Raw genomic sequence first — 18,519 nt, 5'->3', positions numbered from 1 at the left:
CCCGCCCCCGGCCCAGGAGGAGCCATGCCCGCCAGCACCACGGACCCGACCGACGCCCCGGCCCCACCGGCACCCCCGTTCCAGCTCGCGGCCGTCTTCGACGGCGCCGACCCGGAGAGCGGGCCATGGTTCGACCCGGAGCACCCCCTGATCGACGACCCCGAGCTGCGCGAGCAGATCCTCGCCTTTCTGGAGGCGGGCGACGAGGTGCTGTTCACCCCGGCCCTCATGGACGACGTCCTCGCCCCCGGACTGGGCGCGGTCGTCCCGCTCGGCTACCGCACCGACGGCCTGTGGGTGTGGACCGAGAGCGTCGCCTACTACCTGCGGGAGTACGGACTCGCCCCCGAGGCGGGACTGCTCGCGCACATCCTCGACCGGGGCGGCCCCGGCACCGAGGTGGACGAGGACACCGTGCGCCAAGCCGCCGAGTTCATCCTCACTCCGCCGGACGACGACACGGGGCCGTTCTGGACCCCATGACGTCCGCGAGTCCGCCCAGCCGCCCACGTCCGTGCGCGCCCGGTCGCGTACGCCGGAGCGCGGTGGTGAGGGACTCGTGAACCCCCGGCCCGCACCGGCCCGTGGATCCCCATGAGACCCCACCGACCAGCACCGGGAGACAGGGCGGCAGCGATGAGTGGAAACGGCGCGATACGCGGGGACGACACGGGCGAGATCAGTTACCCGATGTCCTGGGTGTCACCGGACACCGCCGACGAGGGCGGCCCGGACAGCGCGGCGCGGCGGACCGACCCGGAGCCACAGGCCGTGGCCCCCGGCCCCGACCGGGCGGTACCGGCGCTGCCCGCCGCCCCGGCCGAGGAGCGGTCCGGCCCCGCCCCCGCGGCCACCGCCGCGATGCCCGCCACCAGGACGGCGGCCGACGCCACCACCGCCGTACCCACCGCAGGACCCGAGCAGAGCGCGCAGGGGGACGCGCAGCAGGCCGCCGACACCGCGCCGCTCGCCAGCACCCGCCAGGCGGTCGCCGCGCGGACCCGGGGCCGGGTGGCCACCGCGCAGGACACCGGCGACGGCGGCGAACCGCCGCGGAGAATCCCCAAGCCCATCGTGGCCGGTGCGCTGCTCGGCGGACTCGTCCTGATCGGGCTGCCGCTGGTCGTGGCGCTCCTCGCGGGCGACGACGACTCCCGGGACAGCACCCGCCCGGCGGCCGAGAGCGTGACCACCGACGACGCCAACGGCGGCGACGGCGGCACCGGCGAGAACGCCGGCTCGCCCGCGACCACCGCGCCGCCCCGCCCGCAGATCGAGCCGGGCTACGTGGGCACCGCGGGCTACCGCTGCACCGACCCGGGCGCCTCCGTCGAGTACGCGGGCTTCGTCGAGGACGGGGACGACGGCTGGACCCGGCACCGGGAGGGCGGCCAGACCGACTGGGGCGGCTGCGACGGGCAGTACGTGGCCATGCCCATGACCGGCAGCGAGCAGGACGGCGACCGCCATGTGCTCTGGTCGTTCAAGGCCGGGCAGCCGGGCGAGATCTGCGATGTGGAGGTCTACATCCCCAAGAACGACGACATCGAGGCCGTCGGCGCCACCGCCGCCAACTACAGCGTCCTCGACGGCATGGGTCCGGACGGTCCGCTGCTCACCCGGTTCGACATCAACCAGACCGACGCCGGCGGCGTGTGGATCAACGGCATCACCGTCCCCGGCTCCGGCAACGGCCTCTCCATCAAGCTGCACGACCGCGGCACCGACACGACCCAACGGGGCAAGGAGAAGGCCCACATCGCCGCCGCAGAGGCATATGTGGAGTGCAAGAAGGACGGCGCCGGGTCCTCCTGAGCGAGGCGGGGCAGGGGCGGGCCAGGACCGCCGGGGACGGAACGCAGACAGTACGAGGAGATGGGGAGGCGTCATGGGCCGCCAGGTGCTCAAGGTCCGCGCAGACCAACGGGAGGGCGCCTTCCGCACGATCGGCGAGGCACTCAAGGCGGCCCGCGCCGGAGCGCTCATCAGCGTCGGACCGGGCCGCTACGAGGAGAACCTCGTCATCGACACCATGGTGTCGATGACCGCGGAGGACGGACCCGGCACCGTCACCGTCTCCCCGCGCACGGGCGCCGCCGTCCAGCTGATCGCCGAGGCGGTCCAGCTCACCGGTCTCACCCTGGTGGGCCGTGACGCCGAGATGCCGGTCGTCGACCTGCCGCTCGGCCAGGGCGCCCTCCAGGACTGCGAGATCACCGGCGCCGCCTGGACCGCCGTCCTGACCCGGCACCGCGGCTCCCTCGCCATGCGCGGCTGCCGGGTCACCAACCCCGAGGGCGCCGCCATCGTGGACTCCGGGGACGGGGCGAGCGTCATCGAGGACAGCGTCCTGGAGAACGTGGGCGCCTCCGCCCTGGTCATCTCCGAACGCGCCGCCCCCGTCGTACGCCGCAGTGTGCTGCGTGACGCGCGCGGCAACGGGGTCTGCGCCAACGGCGAGGCCCGCGGCTCGGTGGAGGACTGCGAGATCTCCCACACCGACAAGCCCGCCATCGCCCTGGAGGAGGGCAGCACGACCCGTTTCCTGCGGACCACCGTCCGGGACACCACCGTCGGTGTGTACATCTCCGCGTCCGGGCAGGTCGAGCTGGACGAGTGCGTCATCACCGGGACCTCCGGACACGGAGTGCTGCTCGCCGATGTCGCCGACCCCGTACTGCGCCGCTGCCGGATCTCCGGCGTCCGCGGCGACGGCCTGCACGCCACCGCCCGCGCCCGGGGCAGCGTCGAGCAGTGCGAGATCAGCGACACCGAGAAGGCCGCCGTCCACGTCCAGGAGAACGCCGGACCGCGCTTCACCGAGGTCACCGTGCGCGGCACCGGCGGGGTCCGGCTCACCGGGCGCAGCACCGCCGAGTTCGACCGGCTCACCGTCACCGGCACCACCGGCGACGGCATCACCGTCGAGGACACCGCCGGACCCGCGCTGCGCCGCTCCACCCTCAAGGACACCGGACGCCACGGCATCAGTGTCACCGGCACCGCCCGTGTCCGCATGGACTCCGTCGAGATCACCGGCCCGCGCGGCAGCGGACTGCACCTCGCCGACGGCGGCCACGTCCAGGCCGCCCGGACCACGGTCACCGGCGCCCGGCAGCCCGGGATCGTCGTCGGCGAGCGGTCCGAACTCTCCTTGCGCGACGGCGAGGCGGGCGGCGGCTCCGCCGAGGGCATCGCGGTCACCGCCGACGGCACCCTGACCGCCCAGGGCACCCGGGTGCACGGCAACCGCCGGACCGGCGTCCGCCTCCACCAGGGCGCCCGCGCCACCCTCACCGGCTGCGAGGTGTACGACAACGCCGCCGACGGCATCCGGGTCGAGTCCACCGAGCCCTGCCGGGTCACCGCCTGCACGGTCCGCGACAACCGGGGCAGCGGCCTGCGCCAGACCGAACCCGGCGCCGCACTCACCGTGGAACGCCTCACCAGCACCGACAACCGGACCCCCGACGCGCACGGCGACCAGGTCACCGAGAGCACCCCCTACGCGCTGCCCGACGACGCCGAGATCTTCGACGACGAGGACGAGGAGGACGAGGACACCGACGGACCCCTGAAGCGGCTGTGGGAACTGGTGGGCCTCCAGGGCGTCAAGGAACAGGTCACCACCCTGGTCAATGTGCAGCGCCTGGCGCGCCGCCGCGAACAGGCGGGCATGACCGTGCTCCCGATGAGCCGCCATCTCGTCTTCACCGGGCCACCAGGCACCGGCAAGACCACCATCGCCCGGCTCTACGGCCAGATCCTGGCCTCCCTCGGCGTCCTGAGCGGCGGTCACGTCGTGGAGGTCGCCCGCGCCGACCTGGTGGCCGCCGTCGTCGGCGGCACCGCCATCAAGACCACCGAACGCTTCCGCGAGGCCCTCGGCGGTGTGCTCTTCATCGACGAGGCGTACACCCTGTCCGCGTCCAAGGGCAGCTCCGGCGCCGACTTCGGCAAGGAGGCCATCGACACCCTGCTGAAGCTGATGGAGGACCACCGCGACGAGATCGTGGTGATCGCCGCCGGATACTCGCAGGAGATGGCCGGCTTCCTGGACTCCAACCCCGGACTCGCCTCCCGGTTCTCCCGCGCCATCGAGTTCGAGAACTACGCCACCGACGAACTCGTCACCATCGTCCGCTCCATGGCGGAGGGTCACGGCTACCGGCTCGCCGACGGCACCGCCGACGCCCTCGCCGTCCGCTTCGACGCCATGCCCAAGGAGGCCGACTTCGGCAACGGCCGCGAGGCCCGCAAGGTGTTCGAGGAGATGATCGACCGGCAGGCGTCCCGGCTCGCCGTCCAGGGCCGTACCACCGTCCAGGACCTGGCCCGCCTCCAGCCCGCCGACGTGGGCGCGGACCAGACCTCCGGCGACGGCGGCCCGTCCCGCGAGGAGGTGCCCGAACTCCTCGGCGAACTCCGCGGCATGATCGGCCTCCAGGGCGTCAAGGGACAGGTGGAGGACGTCGTCAACCTGCTCACCCAGGCCCGCCGCCGCCGGGACGCGGGCCTGCCCGCCGCCCACATCAGCCACCACCTGATCTTCGCCGGGCCACCGGGCACCGGTAAGACCACGGTCGCCCGCCTCTACGGCCGCCTCCTGCGCGCCCTCGGCGTCCTCAAGAAGGGCCAGATGGTCGAGGTCGCCCGCGCCGACCTGGTCGGCCAGTACGTCGGCCACACCGCGCAGCGCACCAAGGAAGCCTTCGACCGCGCCCGCGGCGGGGTCCTCTTCATCGACGAGGCGTACGCCCTCACCCCCCGCTACGGCAGCGGCTCCGACTTCGGGCAGGAGGCCGTCGACACCCTGGTGAAGCTGATGGAGGACCACCGCGACGAGATCGTGGTCATCGCCGCCGGATACACCGCGGACATGACCTCCTTCCTCGACTCCAACGCCGGTCTCGCCTCCCGCTTCTCCCGGACCGTCGAGTTCGAGAACTACGCGGCGGACGAACTCGTCGCCATCGTGGAACGGCACGCCACCGGCGCGGGCTACCAGTGCGCCGAGGAGACCCGTGTCCTGCTGCACGCCCACTTCGACGCCCTGCCCAAGGACGCCAACTTCGGCAACGGCCGCACCGCCCGCAAGACCCTGGAGGAGATGATGACCCGCCAGGCGGGCCGCCTCAGCCGCGACCCCGACGCCTCGGTGGCCGACCTGAGCCTGCTGCTGCCGCAGGACCTGCCCGCACTGCCCACCACGAGCCCGGTATGAGAGACGGGATGAGAGACCGCCGCCGCCTCGGACCCCTCGGCTGCCTGGTGGCGCTGCTCACCGCGCTCGCCACCGTGCTCGCCGCCGCCCCGGCCGCCGCCACGTCCCCCGCCGACCTGCCCCCCGTCACCCAGACCCTCCCCCCGGGCGCCGACGAGTGCGCCCGCCGCTCCCCGCTGAGCACCGACCAACTGCCCTGGGCCCAGCGGTATCTGCGCCCCGAGAAGGTCTGGCCGCTCACCCGGGGCGACGGCGTCACCGTCGCCGTCCTCGGCTCCGGCGTCGACGACCGCGCCGAAGCCCTCAGCGGGCGCCTCGACCTCGGCCCCAAGGCGCACGGCGGCGGAAACAGCGGCGACGACTGCGTGGGCCACGGCACCTTCACCGCCGGACTGATCGCCGCCGCCCGGCGCGCGGACGCCGGCTTCGCCGGCCTGGCACCCGAGGCCCGCGTCCTCGCCGTCTCCGTCACCGACGGCCTCGGCGACACCGACGCCCGGCTCCTCGCCAAGGGCATCGACGCCGCCCTGGACGCCGGGGTCGCCGTCATCGCGCTCGCCGTCGGCACGCCCACCCCGTCCGACGCGCTGAAAGCGGCCGTGGCCCGCGCCGAACGCGACGGCGTCCCCGTCGTCGCGCCCGCCGCACCCGACGCGTCCGGCCGGGACGCCGACACCTACTACCCGGCGGCCTACCCGTACGTCCTGTCCGTGACGGCCGTGGACGAGGCCGGAGCGCCCCCGCCGGCCGGCACCGGGGGCGGCGGCGCGCCGGTCGACCTGGCCGCGCCCGGCCTCGGCGTGGTCAGCATCGGCCCCGGCGCGGGCGGCCATCTCGTGGGCGGTGGACCGTCGGCCGCCGCAGCGCTGGTCGCGGGCACCGCCGCCCTCGTCCGCGCCCGCCACCCCGAACTGGATGCCCCACGGCTCGTCCACCGTCTTCTGGCCACCGCGAGCCACACCGGCGGCATCCAACCCGACCCGTTCCTCGGGTACGGGATCGTCGACCCCGTCGCCGCCGTCACCGCGCACCTTCCGGAGGAAAGGGGGGCAGTGGTAGACACCCCTCAGGGTGCCCGTCCCTCGGCGCTGCCGCCGCTGCCTGACCGGTCCGCCCGCGGCGAGTCCCTCGCCGTGGTCGCGGTCGGCGCTGCGGTGGTCTTCCTGGTGGGCGTCGCGATCATGGTCGCCCCCCGGGGCGCGCGGCGCCGCTGGCGCGGCGGGGGAGTGTGGTCCGACGGCCCGTCCTGACGGACGGCGGACCGGGCGGAGGAGGACGCCCAGCGGCCCCTGCTGTAAGCACGCCCGGAGCCGGGGAATGAAGTACAGAAGAACAAGAACAGAACAGAGTGGGGGAGAAGACGTATGCGCCTGACACTGCTCGGGCCCGTCGAACTGCGGGACGCCCGGGACACGGCGATCACCATGCCGTCCGGGAAGCGGCTCGCCGTCCTGGCGCTGCTCGCCTTACGCCTCAACGAGACCGTGTCCGTGGGCCAGTTCTTCGACCTCGTCTGGGACGGCGACGCCCCGCCGCAGGCCCGAGCCGCCCTCCAGGGACATGTCGCCGGACTGCGCAAGGCCCTGGAGGGCGCGCCCCTCCAGATCGTCACCGCCCCCGGCGGCTACCGCCTCGAAGGCGCCCCGGACGACGTGGACGTGCACGCCTTCACCCGGCTCGCCGCCGAGGGCACCGGGCACGGCGACGACGGCACGGCCGCCGACATCCTGCGCACCGCCCTGGACCACTGGCGTGGCGAACCCCTCCTCGGCGTCCCGGACGGCGAACTGCTCCGCGTCTGGCGCCCGGAACTCGAGGAACGCCATCTCGCGGCCACCCAGGAATGGGCCGCGCGGCTGCTCGCCCTGGGCCGCGGCGCCGAGGCCGTGTCCGCCCTCGAAACCGCGAGCGGCGCCGAGGACCACCGGGAACGCGAGCCGCTGGCCGCGCTGCTGATGCGCTGTCTGCACCAGGCGGGCCGCCGCACCGAGGCACTGGAGGTCTACGACACCGCCCGGCGGTGGCTGCGCACCGAACTCGGCGTCATCCCCGGCGCGGACCTCCAGAGCGCGTTCACCGCGGTGATGGAGGAGGATGCGCAGGAGGCGGAGAAGGCGGAAGAAGCAGAAGAAGGGGGAGAAGCGGGAGAAGCGGGGAAACCTGGCGAAGGGGAGGAAGCCGCCGCCGTCGAGGCGCACATCGCGCCCCCCGGCGCACCGACCGCGACGGCCGGGGCACCCGAGTCCCCCGCCCTCTCCCGCTGCCATCTACCGCTCCTCCCGCACGGACTGGTCGGCCGGCAGACCGACACCGAGTGGCTGGAACGCGAGTGCGGGCCGGACGCCGACGGCGCGGGCGTCGCGCTGGTCACCGGTCCGGCGGGCGTCGGCAAGACCGCCCTCGCCCTGCGCTGGGCCCACTCCGCCACCGACGCCTTCCCCGACGGACAGCTCTTCGTCGACCTGCGCGGCTTCGACACCGACGGCCGCATCAGCGCCCACGACGCCCTTGGCGGCTTCCTGCGCGCCCTCGGCATGAGCGACTGGGACATCCCCACCACCGAACGGGAACGCCAGGACGCCTACACCGAACTCACTGAACGGCGCCGGGTCCTCGTCGTCCTCGACAACGCCTCCAGCGAGGACACCGTCCGGCCGCTGCTGCCCGCCGGGGCGGGCTGCGCCACCGTCGTCACCAGCCGGGTCATGCTGGACGACTTCGTCATCCACGACGGCGCCGCCGTCCGCTCCCTCGCCCCGCTGCCCGAGCCCGAAGCCCTCTCCCTGGTCGCGGCGATGGCGGGCGCCGACCGCTGCGCCCGCGAACGAGCCGAGGTACGCCGGCTGATCGCCCTGTGCGACCGGCTCCCGCTGGCGCTGCGCATCGTCGGCGCCCGGCTCTCCACCAACCCGGAGTGGAGCATCGGCGACGTGGTCGGCGAACTGGAGGACGAACGCTTCCGCCTCCAGTCCCTCGCCACCACCGGCGCCGCCTCCGTCCCCTCCGCCCTCAAGGGCAGCTGCTCCCGGCTCACCCCGCAGGCCGCCCGGCTGCTCACGCTGCTCGCCCTGCACCCCGGCACCGACACCGACCGGTACACCGCCTCGGCGCTCCTGGACAGCGGCCCCGAGGAGGCACAGGCGGCGGTGGCCATGCTCGCCTCCCACCATCTGGTCGCCGAGACCCGCCCCAGCCGCTACGGCCGCCACGACCTGGTACGGCTCTACAGCGAGGGACTCCTCGCCGAACTGCCCGGGACCCTGCGCGACGAGGCCAGGGACCGGCTGGTCGACTATCTGCTCGCGGCGACCGCCCACGCGGTCTCCTTCAACCACATGGCCGACGAACGGCTCAACGGCCCACACGAATGGCAGCCGCACGCCCTGCCCCTGCTGAGCGACGGCGACGAGGCATGGGAATGGTTCTGCGCCGAGAGCCACACCGTCCTCTCCCTCATCCGCAACCCGCGCGTCGACCCCGTCCGGGCCTGGCAGCTCGCCGACAACACCATCAACATCCACCTGGACCGCGCCCCCCTGCCCGCCCATATGACGTTCGCGGAGGCCGGACTCGCCCGCGCCGAGGAGTGCGGCGACGGCTACGGCCAGTCCCGCATGCTGTTCATCCGGGGCACCGCCACCCGCATCCTCGTCGGCCCGGCGGAGGGCCTGGAGTTTCTCGAACGCGCGCTCGGCGTCGTACAGGGACTGCCCCTCTCGCTCCAGCATGTGCGGGTGCGCCTCGGCGTCGGCTGGTGCCGGCTCACCCTCGGCGACCTCGCTGCCGCCCAGGACCAGCTGCGGGCGGCCATCGAGGACGCCGCTCAGCTGGGCAACCGGTACGCGCAGGCCCTGGCGACGACGGACCTCGCGCACCTCCTGCTCAAGGACGGCGACCCCCACGGAGCCGTACGCGCCGCCCGTGAGGCCCGCGCGCTGCTGCCCGGGTCCACCGCACTCACCGTCGTCATGTCCCTCCTGAACGAGGCCGACGCCCTGTGGGCGCTCGGGGACCTGGAGGCGGCCGAGCCCTGTCTGCTGGAGGTCATCGAACGCTCACGCGCGATGCATGACCTGCCGTACTGGCTCGCCGCCGAACGGGACTACGCCCGGCTCCTGGAGGCCGCCGGACGGCCGGACGAGGCACGGGCGCACCGCTCGTTCGCGGACACCCTCGCCAACAGTTCCTCCGTGATGGACTACCTGGAGGCGTTCCGCTACTCCCCGGCCGTGTCCGCCTGTTCCCGTGAGCGTCCGGTGCCCACGGACCCGGGTCTGCCGGAATGACCGCGGTTCCGCCGGGCGGTCAGTAGCCGAAGTTCTGCGTCCACCAGGGGCCCCCGCCCGGCCCGGCGGGCTCCAGCCCCACCCCGAGCCACCGGACGGTGGGCAGCAGGATGTTGACCCGGTGGCCGGGGCTGTTCATCCACGCCCGCATGGCCTCCGCCGGGTGGGGCTGCCCCATGGCGATGTTCTCGGCGGCCGGATCGGGGAACCGCGCCAGCAACATGCGGTCCATGGCCGTCAGCCCGTCGGGGTTCTGGTGGTCGAAGAAGCGCCGTGCCGCCATGTCCGCGCTGTGCCGCCGCGCGGCCTCCCGCAGCCGGGCGTCGGGACGGACCGGGGGAAGGTCGTATCTGCGCCGCTGGGCGTTGACCATCAGCAGCACCTGGTCCTCCAGGAAGGCGCGGCCCCGGTCGCCGCCCGGTACGACGGCCCCGCCACCGGCCGGGCGGACGATCGGGCGCGGCATGGGCAGGGTGGCGTAGGAGGCGCCGGGGGGAATCTCCTCGACCCAGCCGCCGTTGGGTTCGTCCGCCGACTCGTCCAGGGCCGGCCCGCCGCGACCGTTGCGGGGCTTCACCCGCGAGTGGCGGGGGGCGGGATGGGGCTGTCCACGCCGGCTGCGGCCACGCTTTTTCGCCATCGGATGAAGCACCTCCAAGAGCCAAGTGCGGGGGCGCCGGGGGACGGCGGGGGAGCGGGGGCCGACGGGAGTTCCGCGACCGGGCCCGGCCTGGTTGTCAGGACATGGAAAAGGCCCCCGGCCGACGGACGGGACCGTCGGCCGGGGGTGGTCCCGGGCGGGCATGGGCGGACGTGCCCGGGACCTCGGCCGACATGCTCCCCGCAGTAGGGCATGTCGGCCTGTCGGGGTGGCCGTGCGGCCACGGCGGGGGTCAGAAGAGCGGGAAGACCTTGCTGGTGAACGTCCCCGGGTGGGTCGCTGCGTCCTGCCGCATGACGCCCCACGGCTTCGAGCCGGTCGCCCACATCCCGGAGTCCTGCGCGGGCCAGGCGGCCGTCAGGGTCGTGCCGTTGGTGCTGTGCGGCAGCGCGAGGGTCACCTCGCTCGGAATCCAGGCGTCGGCCTCCTCGTCGGTGAGGTACATCAGCTCCACAGCAGCGGTCTGACCCGGCGGAATCCGGACCGTCTCGACCGGCGCCTCGGTGTCGGGCCCGCTGAGCAGCTCCCACTCGGGTCCGTGGACCGGGTGGTCGGGACCCTTGAGCGTGACCACCGGGAAGCCGCTGACCGTGCAGGGGCTGCCGCTGTCGTTGGTGAGTTCCACGAGGAGGATGTTCTGTCCGCCCTCGGGGCTCTTGGGCGAGGCGCCGATCGCCAGGGTGAGGGCGGACTCGGCGCACAGCTCCGCGTCGACGGGGTCCCCGGCGTTCATCCCGGAGCCGGTGTCCGCGCTGCCCTGCGTGGCGTCCTGGGCGGGCTCGGCGGTCACCTGCGGGGCGTTCGGGGACGCCTTCGGGGCGCCCTGCGACGCGACGGCCGCCGAGTCGTCGGGCCCGCCGCCGCACGCCGTGAGGGCGAGAGCGGCGACGGCGAGGGCCAGGGCGGCCGGCCGGGTGCGCGCGGCACGGTGGTCGGTCATCACGATTCCTTACGAGTCCTTGGGTCGAGGGCAGGGACGGAGGGAGCGGCCCGGGAGCCGGGGCCTACTGGCCGTTCGCCGTGACGTACTCCGCGAGGAACCGCTTCGGGTCCTTGATCTCGCTCAGCACGGCGTCGATCTCGTCCAGTAACTCGTCCAGCGCGGCCTGCCGGGCGGCGGCCTCGGTGTCGTCGACGGTCCGCACGGCCACATCGGTGTCCTGACCCGCCTCCTGCTCGGCCGCCCGCTGACGGGAGCGGCCGGGAGCGAGTGCGGCGAAAGCTCTGCGTGTCATGACTGACTCCCTGTCGGATGAAGTGGAGACGGGCCGGACGGGGCCGCTGCCGGGGTCGACGGACGGGCGGACACGGGAGGTTCACCCGCTCCCGCCGGAAGGGCCGTGCCCGGGTCGCCCGGGGCGGCCGGAACCGGCGGGTTCACCCGCTCCGCCGGAAAGGCCGCGTCCGGGTCGCCCGGGGCGGCCGGAACCGGCGCGTTCACCCGCTCCGCCGGAAAGGCCGCCCGGTTCGGTACGAGGCGGGACGTGCCGTCCGCCGCGACGACCCGGCAGGCCAGCGGGGCGACCGGGACCGCCGGATCGGCCGGCCCGGCACCCACCAGCAGCTCGGGGTGCCAGAGCACCTCCGTGAGTGCCGCGCGCCCCTGGGCGGGACCGGGCAGCCGCGCCACGTCCAGCAGGACGGCGTCCAGCGCCCGGCGGGCCAGCCGCAGCCCCACGGTCCAGGACGGCCCGCCACCGGCGCACGACGTGGGCAGCCACGTACTGGTGAGGGTCCACCAGCCCCGCAGGGCGTCCGTCATGACGTCCTGCGGGCCGCCCTCGGCCGGGTCAGCGGGCCGCCGGTCCGCCAGGTGGGCGGTGCACCAGCCGTGCCAGAGCGCGTCGACGGACATCCGGTGCCGCAGCCGCCCGGGGCGCCCGTGCCGGGTGCCGGGGTCGTAGCCCTCGGCCAGCGTGAGGACCATGGTCAGCGCGATCACGTCCCGGGCGGCGAACGCCGCCTGCGGACCCAGCGTGCCGGGCATGACCCGCCGCAGATACCCGTCGGCGCCCCGCCGGGCGTCGGCCCAGCACCACTCGCCCGCCGCGGCCACGGCACCCGGATCGGTCCCGACGGGTCCGTCGCCGGTCCTCGCGCTGCCCGTCCCGGCCTCGGCGCTGCCCTGGAGGGCACATGTCTCGTTCATGGCCTCGCCCGCCCCTTCCCGACGTGCTGGAGTGTTGGCAGGCCCCGGCGTCACACCCGGCGGCCCGTACGCAAGGCAACGGCGAAGCCCTCGGAAGGGGTTCAGGAACGCGCTGCCGCCCACCGCTCGGGGCGGCCGGTTCCGATGCGTCCGCACCAGGAATCGTGGACGGATTGACCCTTCCGGGCCCGGCAGCCGTGGACATCACCACAAGGGCGGACGGAACCAGTCCGTACCGCCGGTACCACGTCACGCGCCGGGCACGGCGGTTCGCACCGCCGCGCCCGACAGGCGTGCCACGGCAGACGCGGCAGGCACGCCGGCAGACCGCAGGAGTGCCCCAGCCATGCCGAGGGAGACAGCCGCGCTCCCCGCCGCACCACCCCACCCTCACCTTCTTTCGTCCCCGGAGTCGAGATGCGCCGCTCAGCCCTCCCCACCTCCGTCCCCGCTCCCACCGCCTTCCTGCTGCTCACCCCGGAAAGCCCCGAACTGCGCTCCGCCGTCGTGCCCCCGGCGGACGTGATCGTCCTCGACGTCCAGACGTCCGGCCGCCGCGGCGCGGCCCTCGCCTGGCTGTCCTCCCGCACGGTGACCAGCCCCCCGGTCTGGCTGCGCCTGCACGCCATGGGCAGCGATCAACTCACCGCCGATCTGGTCGCGTTCGGCGACATGGCCGACGGGATCGTGCTCAGCGGCGTCCGGCGCTCCGCCGACCTGGACCGGGTCGCCACGCACACCGGCCGCACCCCGCTGATCCCGGTCGTCGACAGCGCGGCGGCGCTGCTGTGCGCCCCGTCGCTGGCCCGCCACCGCCGGGTCGGACGGCTCGGGTTCACCTCGCTCGCCGCGGCCGGTGACCTCACCGACGACATGCTCTGCCCGCAGAACACCGCGGCCTGGGTCCACCGGCACATCGCCGCCGCCTCGGCCGCCGCGCGGCTGCCCGGACCGGTCGGCGGACTGCACCCGAGGCCGCTGGACGAGGACGAGCTGCGCCACGAGGCCCGCACCGCCCACCGGGCCGGCTTCACCGGCTTCTGCACGTCCACGGTCCGCCAGGTCGACGCGGTCCGCGAGGTGTTCCAGGGCGGCGCCGCCCGTCCCGTGGCGTCCGCGGTCACAGGCGCGTGATCGCGCCGCAGCCTGTCCGAAAAATGGTGCAGAACACCGTGAACCCCAGGGAAGCCCCGCCGCGTTCCCCTTGATGCCGGACCGCGACGCACCAGGGCGGGACGGCCGGACCGGCCCGCTCCGTCACCGGGACGGGGGCATCCGCGGACGTGTGCACCTCGTCCGCGGACACCCCCGCACCCCGGTGGCGGGTGGGGCAGTCCATTCACGAGGGCCGTGGCGTTGCACCGCCGACGGTGACGTCCCGGACCTCGGCTCCTGTCGCTGTGGGGAGCGGCAGGAGCACCCCATGCTCCGTGCCCCGGTCAACCCCCGCCCGAGGGTGCGGTGGCCAGGCCCCGGTTCCGCCCCTCGCTCCCCCCGAGGAGGGCGGGGACCGGGGCCGCGGGCCGACGCCGCCCGAGCCCCCACCGGGCCGACGCCCACGCGTCGCGCGCTCCGCAGCCCACCCGCCGCCGGACCGGGAGTTCTCATGGCCATCCCCTCGGAGTCCACCGCCTCCGCCGCCTCCACCACCACGCTCAGCTTCCGCATGGACACCCGCGCCCCGGCCCTGCCCGGCGCCCGCGCCTGCGGCGTCCCGACCCCGGCCAGGACCTTCCTCCTGCGGCCCCCCGCCCCCTGGGCGGGGGGCCCGGCCGACGGGGACGCGCCCGAGGCGCTGATCGTGGACCTGTACGACGGTGAGCAGGACGCGGCCGGACACGATCCCGGCGCCGTCCGCGCCGCGGCGCTGAACCTGCTCCGCTCCCCGGCAGCCGCACGGCTCGCCCCCCAGATATGGCTGCGGGTCCGGCCCCTGCTGTGGCCCGGCTGGCGGGCCGACTTAGAGGCGCTGGGCCACTTCGCCGACGGCGTCGTCGTGCCCGAGACCACCACCGTGGCGCAGATCACCGAGGTCGCCGCCCACTGCCCCGGGCTGCCCGTGATGCCGGTGCTGCGGGCCGGACTGTCCGCGTCGGCGGTGGCCCGGATAGCCGAGCACCCCCGCGTCGTCCGGCTGGCCTTCGCCTACCCCCGGCCCGGCGGGAGCGCCGAGCGGTTCACACAGGACGCGCGCCGCCGCGCCAACACCCTGCTCTGGGGGCGCTCGGTGCTGCCCGCCGCGTCCCGCGCCGCGGGCCTGCCGGGACCGGTCAACGCGCTGGGCGGCCCGCCCGAGGACGCGGCGGCCATGATGCACGACGCGACCCTGGCACTGACGGCCGGCTACACCGGCCAGTGCGTACGCGACTCCCGCCTGCTGTCCCTGACGAGGTCCCTGCAACGGCACGCGGACCTGGACTAGGGGTGTCTGACGGGGCTGCGGATGCGGGGAGTCGGCCTGGCGGGGCTGCGCTCGCGGGAAGTCGGCCTGGCGAGGCACCGCAGGCGAGGTGACGCCCCGGTGGGGCAGCGCACGCTAGAAGTCGGCCCGGCGGTGCAGCGCCCGCGAGGAGACGGCCCGGCGAGGCACCGCATGGGGGAAGTTGGCCCGGCGAGGCAGCGTCCGCGGGAAGTCGCCCTGACGAGGCAGCGTCCGCGAGGAGACGGCCCGGCGACGCACCCCACGCGAGGAGACGGCCCGGCGAGGCACCGCATGGGGGAAGTTGGCCCGGCGAGGCACCGCACGCGGGAAGTCGCCCTGACGAGGCAGCGTCCGCGAGGAGACGGCCCGGCGACGCACCCCACGCGAGGAGACGGCCCGGCGGGGCAGCGCACGCTAGAAGTCGCCCCGGCGGGGCAGCACATGCAAGGGGGCGGCCCGGCGACGCAGCGTCCGCGGGAAGTCGGCCCGGCGAGGCACCGCACGCGAGGAGACGGCCCGGCGGGGCAGCGCACGCGCGTAGACGCCCCGGCGACGCACCCCACGCAAGAGACGGCCGCACCCGGTATCGGGGGCGGCCGTCTCGCCTGTTCTCCTCACCGGACGATCCGGGCCCGTCCGAAGTCGCCCTGCGCGATGGCCTCCTCGTCATGGCAGGGCGCGGCGCACGCGGCGAGCCCGTACAGCGAGGCGGTGGCGTCGTGCAGTTCGCGCGCGCACCTCCCGGCCGCGGAACACGGCACGGACAGCCGCCGGAACGCCCCGCACAGCACGTCCTCCACCAGCGCCATCCGGGCGGCCAGCGCACTGCTCGCGGTACCGCTGCCGACGCCCATCAGCGCGGTCAGCACCTCGTGCGCCCCGGTCTTGAGCGCGGTCACCCCGTCCCAGTTCCGGGTCCAGGGCTCGTCGGAGGACGTGCTCAGCACCTCGGGCAGCCGACGGGCGAGCGAGGCGTACCAGACCGACAGCGTGCCGGTCATCTCCGACCGCATCCCCTCCAGGAACAGCAACAGGACGACCGCCCCCACAGAGTCGGGGACGGCCGGGAGGACAGGTTCGGGCGGTGGTTCCAGGGCGACCGGACGGGCCGGGCGTTCGGGGACCCCGAGATACTGCCGGAGCACGACCGGCAGATCCTGATCCGGTCCTGGCTCCGGCTCCTCGGCGGGCAGCTCGGGCGCGGGCAGCACGGCCCGCACCGCCGAGATCGCCCCCGCCGCCCGTCGGGCGGCCTCCTGGCACGCGTGGTCGGTGGTCATCGTACGGCGCTCCTCTCCCGGGCCTTGTGTGCGCCGCCGTCCGCCGCCGGTGGCGGCCCGGGAGGCTGCGTCGCCCGCGGTTCCTGTCGGTGTGCACGGCCCACACAGAGTGTGAGGTTCACATGCTCCCGTCCGCCAGACGGCGTGCGCATACCCCGGACACGCCGCTCGGAATCGCCGTCCAAGCCATGAACTCGCCCTGATCCAGGGCCCGTTGATGTCGATGAGCACGGCATGGGGCCGTGCTCATCGACCGACTGAAGGAGACTTTCGATGACCATGACGATGGCGACGGCGAAGGTGCAGGAGCTGGACGACAGCGAGCTGGCGGCCATGGCGGGCGGTGGCGGTTGCGACTGCTGCTGCGAGTACGGCATCCCGGCGATCCCGACCGACGGGGGCCCCGGCAGGTTTTACGGCCCGGCGGCCCCGCTGGTGCCGCCGATCACGGAGACGGCGGAGCCCGCGCCGCTGGCGTCGTACGCGAAGACGCTGCCCGCGCGGTCGTAACGCCGACCGCGCCCACGACAAGGGGCCGTCTCCCACCCTCCGGTGGGAGACGGCCCCGCTGTCGTGCCGGGCGTCAGAACCGGACCGCCGCCTCGGGCGGCATCATGCGCAGCCCCTCGACCCGCACCGTGCGTCCGGGCCGCGGGGAGTGCACCACCTTCCCGTTGCCGATGTACATCGCCACATGCCCGGTGTTCCGGTAGAACACCAGGTCACCCGGGCGCAGCTGGGACAGCGACACCCGCCGCCCGGCCCGGAGCTGATCCCAGGTCACCCGGGGTATGGCCACTCCCGCGCGGCGATACGCGTACTGCATCAGACCGGAGCAGTCGAAGGCGGACGGCCCGGTGGCGCCCCACACGTACGGCTTGCCGACCTGCGCCAGCGCGGTACGGACGGCCTGCTGGGCCCGGGTGCCACGGGCCGCCGCCCGCTGCCGCGCCTCTTCGCGCGCCTTCTGCCGGGCCTTCTCCCGCGCCTTGCGGGCGGCCTCGGCCTGGGCCCGCTTCTTGTCCTCGGCGGCCCGCTCGAAGGCGGTCGCGGCGGCGGTGGCGGCCTCGGCGCGGACGGCCGACCGCAGGGCCACCACGGCGCTGCGCTCGGCCCGACGCTCCGTCAACACCCATGTGTTCAGGGAGAGTTCGGGTAGCGACGACAGCGGTCCGGGATGGGCCGCCGGGGCTCTGGGCGGTGCGCTGGGCCGGTTGTCGGCCGGTGCTCCGACGGCGTTCGTGGCTCCTGCGCAGGACGCGAGCAGGACGAGCGAGGCGACGAGGCGGCCCCGGCGCAGCGCGCCCCGGCCGGGCTCCTGGCAGTTTCCTCCGTGGACAGTCATGACCGTTCTCCTCTCGGACGGTGTGTCTGGTCGCCGGTGGAAACGGTGGTGAGTTCACCTGGGGTTCGCTTGTTCGGGCGCGGACCGCTATGACGGTCGTCACAGCGTGCCCTGCGGGATGGCACCGAGTGCAACCCTCTGACCTGCGGAGACAGGATTCGATGGGCGGCTGATCAGCCAACTGGCGTATGAGACAAGCCAACTCTGTGTCATGGACCGAACCTCTTTGGGTGAACGGCCCGTGAACTGAGTATCGACCCCGTGGACGGACGCGGCCCTCTTCCCTCGCTCCGCGTCCATCGGGGAAACCGCCCTCACAGGAGACCAAGACGATGCCATCCGAGACCCGTACCAACTGGGAGACCCTGACGACCAGCTGGGACACCTCGCCGGGGCTGTCCCTCACCGCCGCCATCAAGGCAGCCGCGGTGGACGAGGAGAGCAGCCGTATCCAGAAGGCCATGGAGCGCGAGCACGCCCGGCTGGTCCGGGCCTACGCCGAACTCCTCCAGGAGATCCGGGTCGCCCAGACCGGCGTCCAGGTCCTGCTGGCCTTCCTCCTCACCCTCGCCTTCACGCCCCGCTTCACCTCGATCACCCCCTTGCAGCGCGAGCTGTACGTCATCGATCTGCTGCTCACCGCGGTGGCCGCCTCGCTGCTCATCGCCCCCGCGCCCTTCCACCGCCTGGTGCACGGCCGCAAGCTGCGCCAGCAACTGGTGGACACGGCGGGCCGACTGGCCCTGTGGGGTCTGATCACCCTGATGCTGGCCATCGTCTGCTCGATGCTGCTGATCCTCGATGTGGTCGTCGGACTGCACCTCGCCACCCTGCTCGCCGCCGTGGTCCTCACCTGGTTCGTCGCGTTCTGGTGCGTCCTGCCGTGCTGGAGCCGCCGCCGCGCCACCGCCCGCCGTGCCCGGGAGGCCGCCGCGGCCGAGGCGCCGGAGGCCATCTGAGCGGTACCGCGTCACCCCCTCGGTGACGGGGACCCGGCAACCGGTCGAGAACCGGCGGAGGGCCCCCGAGATCACTGGGATGAAGGCACCCACGTGGAGGGGGGGGGGCGGGGGCGGCCCGCCCGCCCCCCCCCGGCGGCGGCGCCCCCCCCCGGCCGCGCCCCCCCCCCCCCCCCCCCCCCCCCCCCCCCCC

The 18,519-nt window shown here is 74.5% G+C and carries 15 protein-coding genes; 9 read left to right on the top strand and 6 right to left on the bottom strand.

The window, feature by feature from the left end; genetic code table 11:
- Positions 1-24 precede the first annotated feature (24 nt).
- The 5 genes from AB0D49_RS40725 (at position 25) to AB0D49_RS40705 (ending at position 9,510) form a co-directional block, all read left to right on the top strand.
- A complete protein-coding gene (locus AB0D49_RS40725) occupies positions 25-483 on the top strand; it encodes a hypothetical protein (RefSeq protein ID WP_362768988.1) in 459 nt (152 codons plus the stop codon).
- A gap of 153 nt (positions 484-636) precedes the next feature.
- Positions 637-1,815 carry a hypothetical protein gene (locus AB0D49_RS40720; RefSeq protein ID WP_362768985.1) on the top strand — a complete coding sequence of 393 codons (1,179 nt, stop codon included), beginning with the start codon at positions 637-639 and terminating at the stop codon, positions 1,813-1,815.
- 73 nt (positions 1,816-1,888) lie between these two features.
- Positions 1,889-5,224: a right-handed parallel beta-helix repeat-containing protein gene (locus AB0D49_RS40715; protein WP_362768983.1), complete on the top strand. Its 3,336-nt coding sequence runs from the start codon at positions 1,889-1,891 to the stop codon at positions 5,222-5,224.
- 8 nt (positions 5,225-5,232) lie between these two features.
- Positions 5,233-6,474, top strand: coding sequence for a S8 family serine peptidase (locus AB0D49_RS40710; protein ID WP_362768980.1), 1,242 nt, complete (start codon positions 5,233-5,235; stop codon positions 6,472-6,474).
- A gap of 114 nt (positions 6,475-6,588) precedes the next feature.
- The gene (locus AB0D49_RS40705; RefSeq protein WP_362768977.1) at positions 6,589-9,510 is read left to right on the top strand and encodes a BTAD domain-containing putative transcriptional regulator; all 2,922 of its coding nucleotides are present in this window, start codon (positions 6,589-6,591) and stop codon (positions 9,508-9,510) included.
- A gap of 19 nt (positions 9,511-9,529) precedes the next feature.
- On the opposite strand, the gene AB0D49_RS40700 is transcribed toward AB0D49_RS40705, so the two are convergent.
- From AB0D49_RS40700 to AB0D49_RS40685, 4 genes are all read right to left on the bottom strand, one after another.
- Complete coding sequence (locus AB0D49_RS40700; RefSeq protein WP_362768974.1) at positions 9,530-10,087, bottom strand: CAP domain-containing protein; 558 nt, start codon at positions 10,085-10,087, stop codon at positions 9,530-9,532.
- A gap of 316 nt (positions 10,088-10,403) precedes the next feature.
- On the bottom strand, positions 10,404-11,111 hold the full coding sequence (locus AB0D49_RS40695) for a DUF4232 domain-containing protein (RefSeq protein ID WP_362768971.1): 708 nt from the start codon (positions 11,109-11,111) through the stop codon (positions 10,404-10,406).
- A 64-nt stretch (positions 11,112-11,175) separates the two neighbouring features.
- Positions 11,176-11,406 (bottom strand): hypothetical protein, encoded by a 231-nt coding sequence (locus AB0D49_RS40690; protein ID WP_362768969.1) that lies wholly within the window; start codon positions 11,404-11,406, stop codon positions 11,176-11,178.
- The gene (locus tag AB0D49_RS40685; protein ID WP_362768967.1) at positions 11,403-12,320 is read right to left on the bottom strand and encodes a hypothetical protein; all 918 of its coding nucleotides are present in this window, start codon (positions 12,318-12,320) and stop codon (positions 11,403-11,405) included. The genes AB0D49_RS40690 and AB0D49_RS40685 overlap by 4 nt, the downstream gene beginning before the upstream one ends.
- Before the next feature lie 417 nt (positions 12,321-12,737).
- Between AB0D49_RS40685 and AB0D49_RS40680 the strand changes: the two genes are divergently transcribed.
- A complete protein-coding gene (locus tag AB0D49_RS40680; RefSeq protein WP_362768964.1) occupies positions 12,738-13,454 on the top strand; it encodes a hypothetical protein in 717 nt (238 codons plus the stop codon).
- Positions 13,455-13,926: 472 nt separating this feature from the next.
- Positions 13,927-14,742: a hypothetical protein gene (locus tag AB0D49_RS40675; RefSeq protein WP_362768961.1), complete on the top strand. Its 816-nt coding sequence runs from the start codon at positions 13,927-13,929 to the stop codon at positions 14,740-14,742.
- Positions 14,743-15,356: 614 nt separating this feature from the next.
- On the opposite strand, the gene AB0D49_RS40670 is transcribed toward AB0D49_RS40675, so the two are convergent.
- Entirely contained in the window at positions 15,357-16,022 is a 666-nt protein-coding gene (locus AB0D49_RS40670; protein WP_362768958.1) for a hypothetical protein, read from the bottom strand.
- 273 nt (positions 16,023-16,295) lie between these two features.
- Here AB0D49_RS40670 and AB0D49_RS40665 point away from each other — a divergent pair, with 273 nt between their 5' ends.
- Complete coding sequence (locus AB0D49_RS40665) at positions 16,296-16,532, top strand: hypothetical protein (RefSeq protein ID WP_362768956.1); 237 nt, start codon at positions 16,296-16,298, stop codon at positions 16,530-16,532.
- 73 nt (positions 16,533-16,605) lie between these two features.
- On the opposite strand, the gene AB0D49_RS40660 is transcribed toward AB0D49_RS40665, so the two are convergent.
- On the bottom strand, positions 16,606-17,367 hold the full coding sequence (locus AB0D49_RS40660; RefSeq protein WP_362768953.1) for an NlpC/P60 family protein: 762 nt from the start codon (positions 17,365-17,367) through the stop codon (positions 16,606-16,608).
- Positions 17,368-17,699: 332 nt separating this feature from the next.
- Between AB0D49_RS40660 and AB0D49_RS40655 the strand changes: the two genes are divergently transcribed.
- Positions 17,700-18,326, top strand: coding sequence for a DUF6328 family protein (locus AB0D49_RS40655; RefSeq protein ID WP_362768950.1), 627 nt, complete (start codon positions 17,700-17,702; stop codon positions 18,324-18,326).
- The last annotated feature ends 193 nt before the right edge of the window (positions 18,327-18,519 follow it).

The sequence above is a fragment of the Streptomyces sp. NPDC048290 genome, assembly GCF_040652095.1.
In the GTDB taxonomy this organism is placed as follows: domain Bacteria; phylum Actinomycetota; class Actinomycetes; order Streptomycetales; family Streptomycetaceae; genus Streptomyces.
This window is presented reverse-complemented; position numbering and strand designations above follow the sequence as displayed.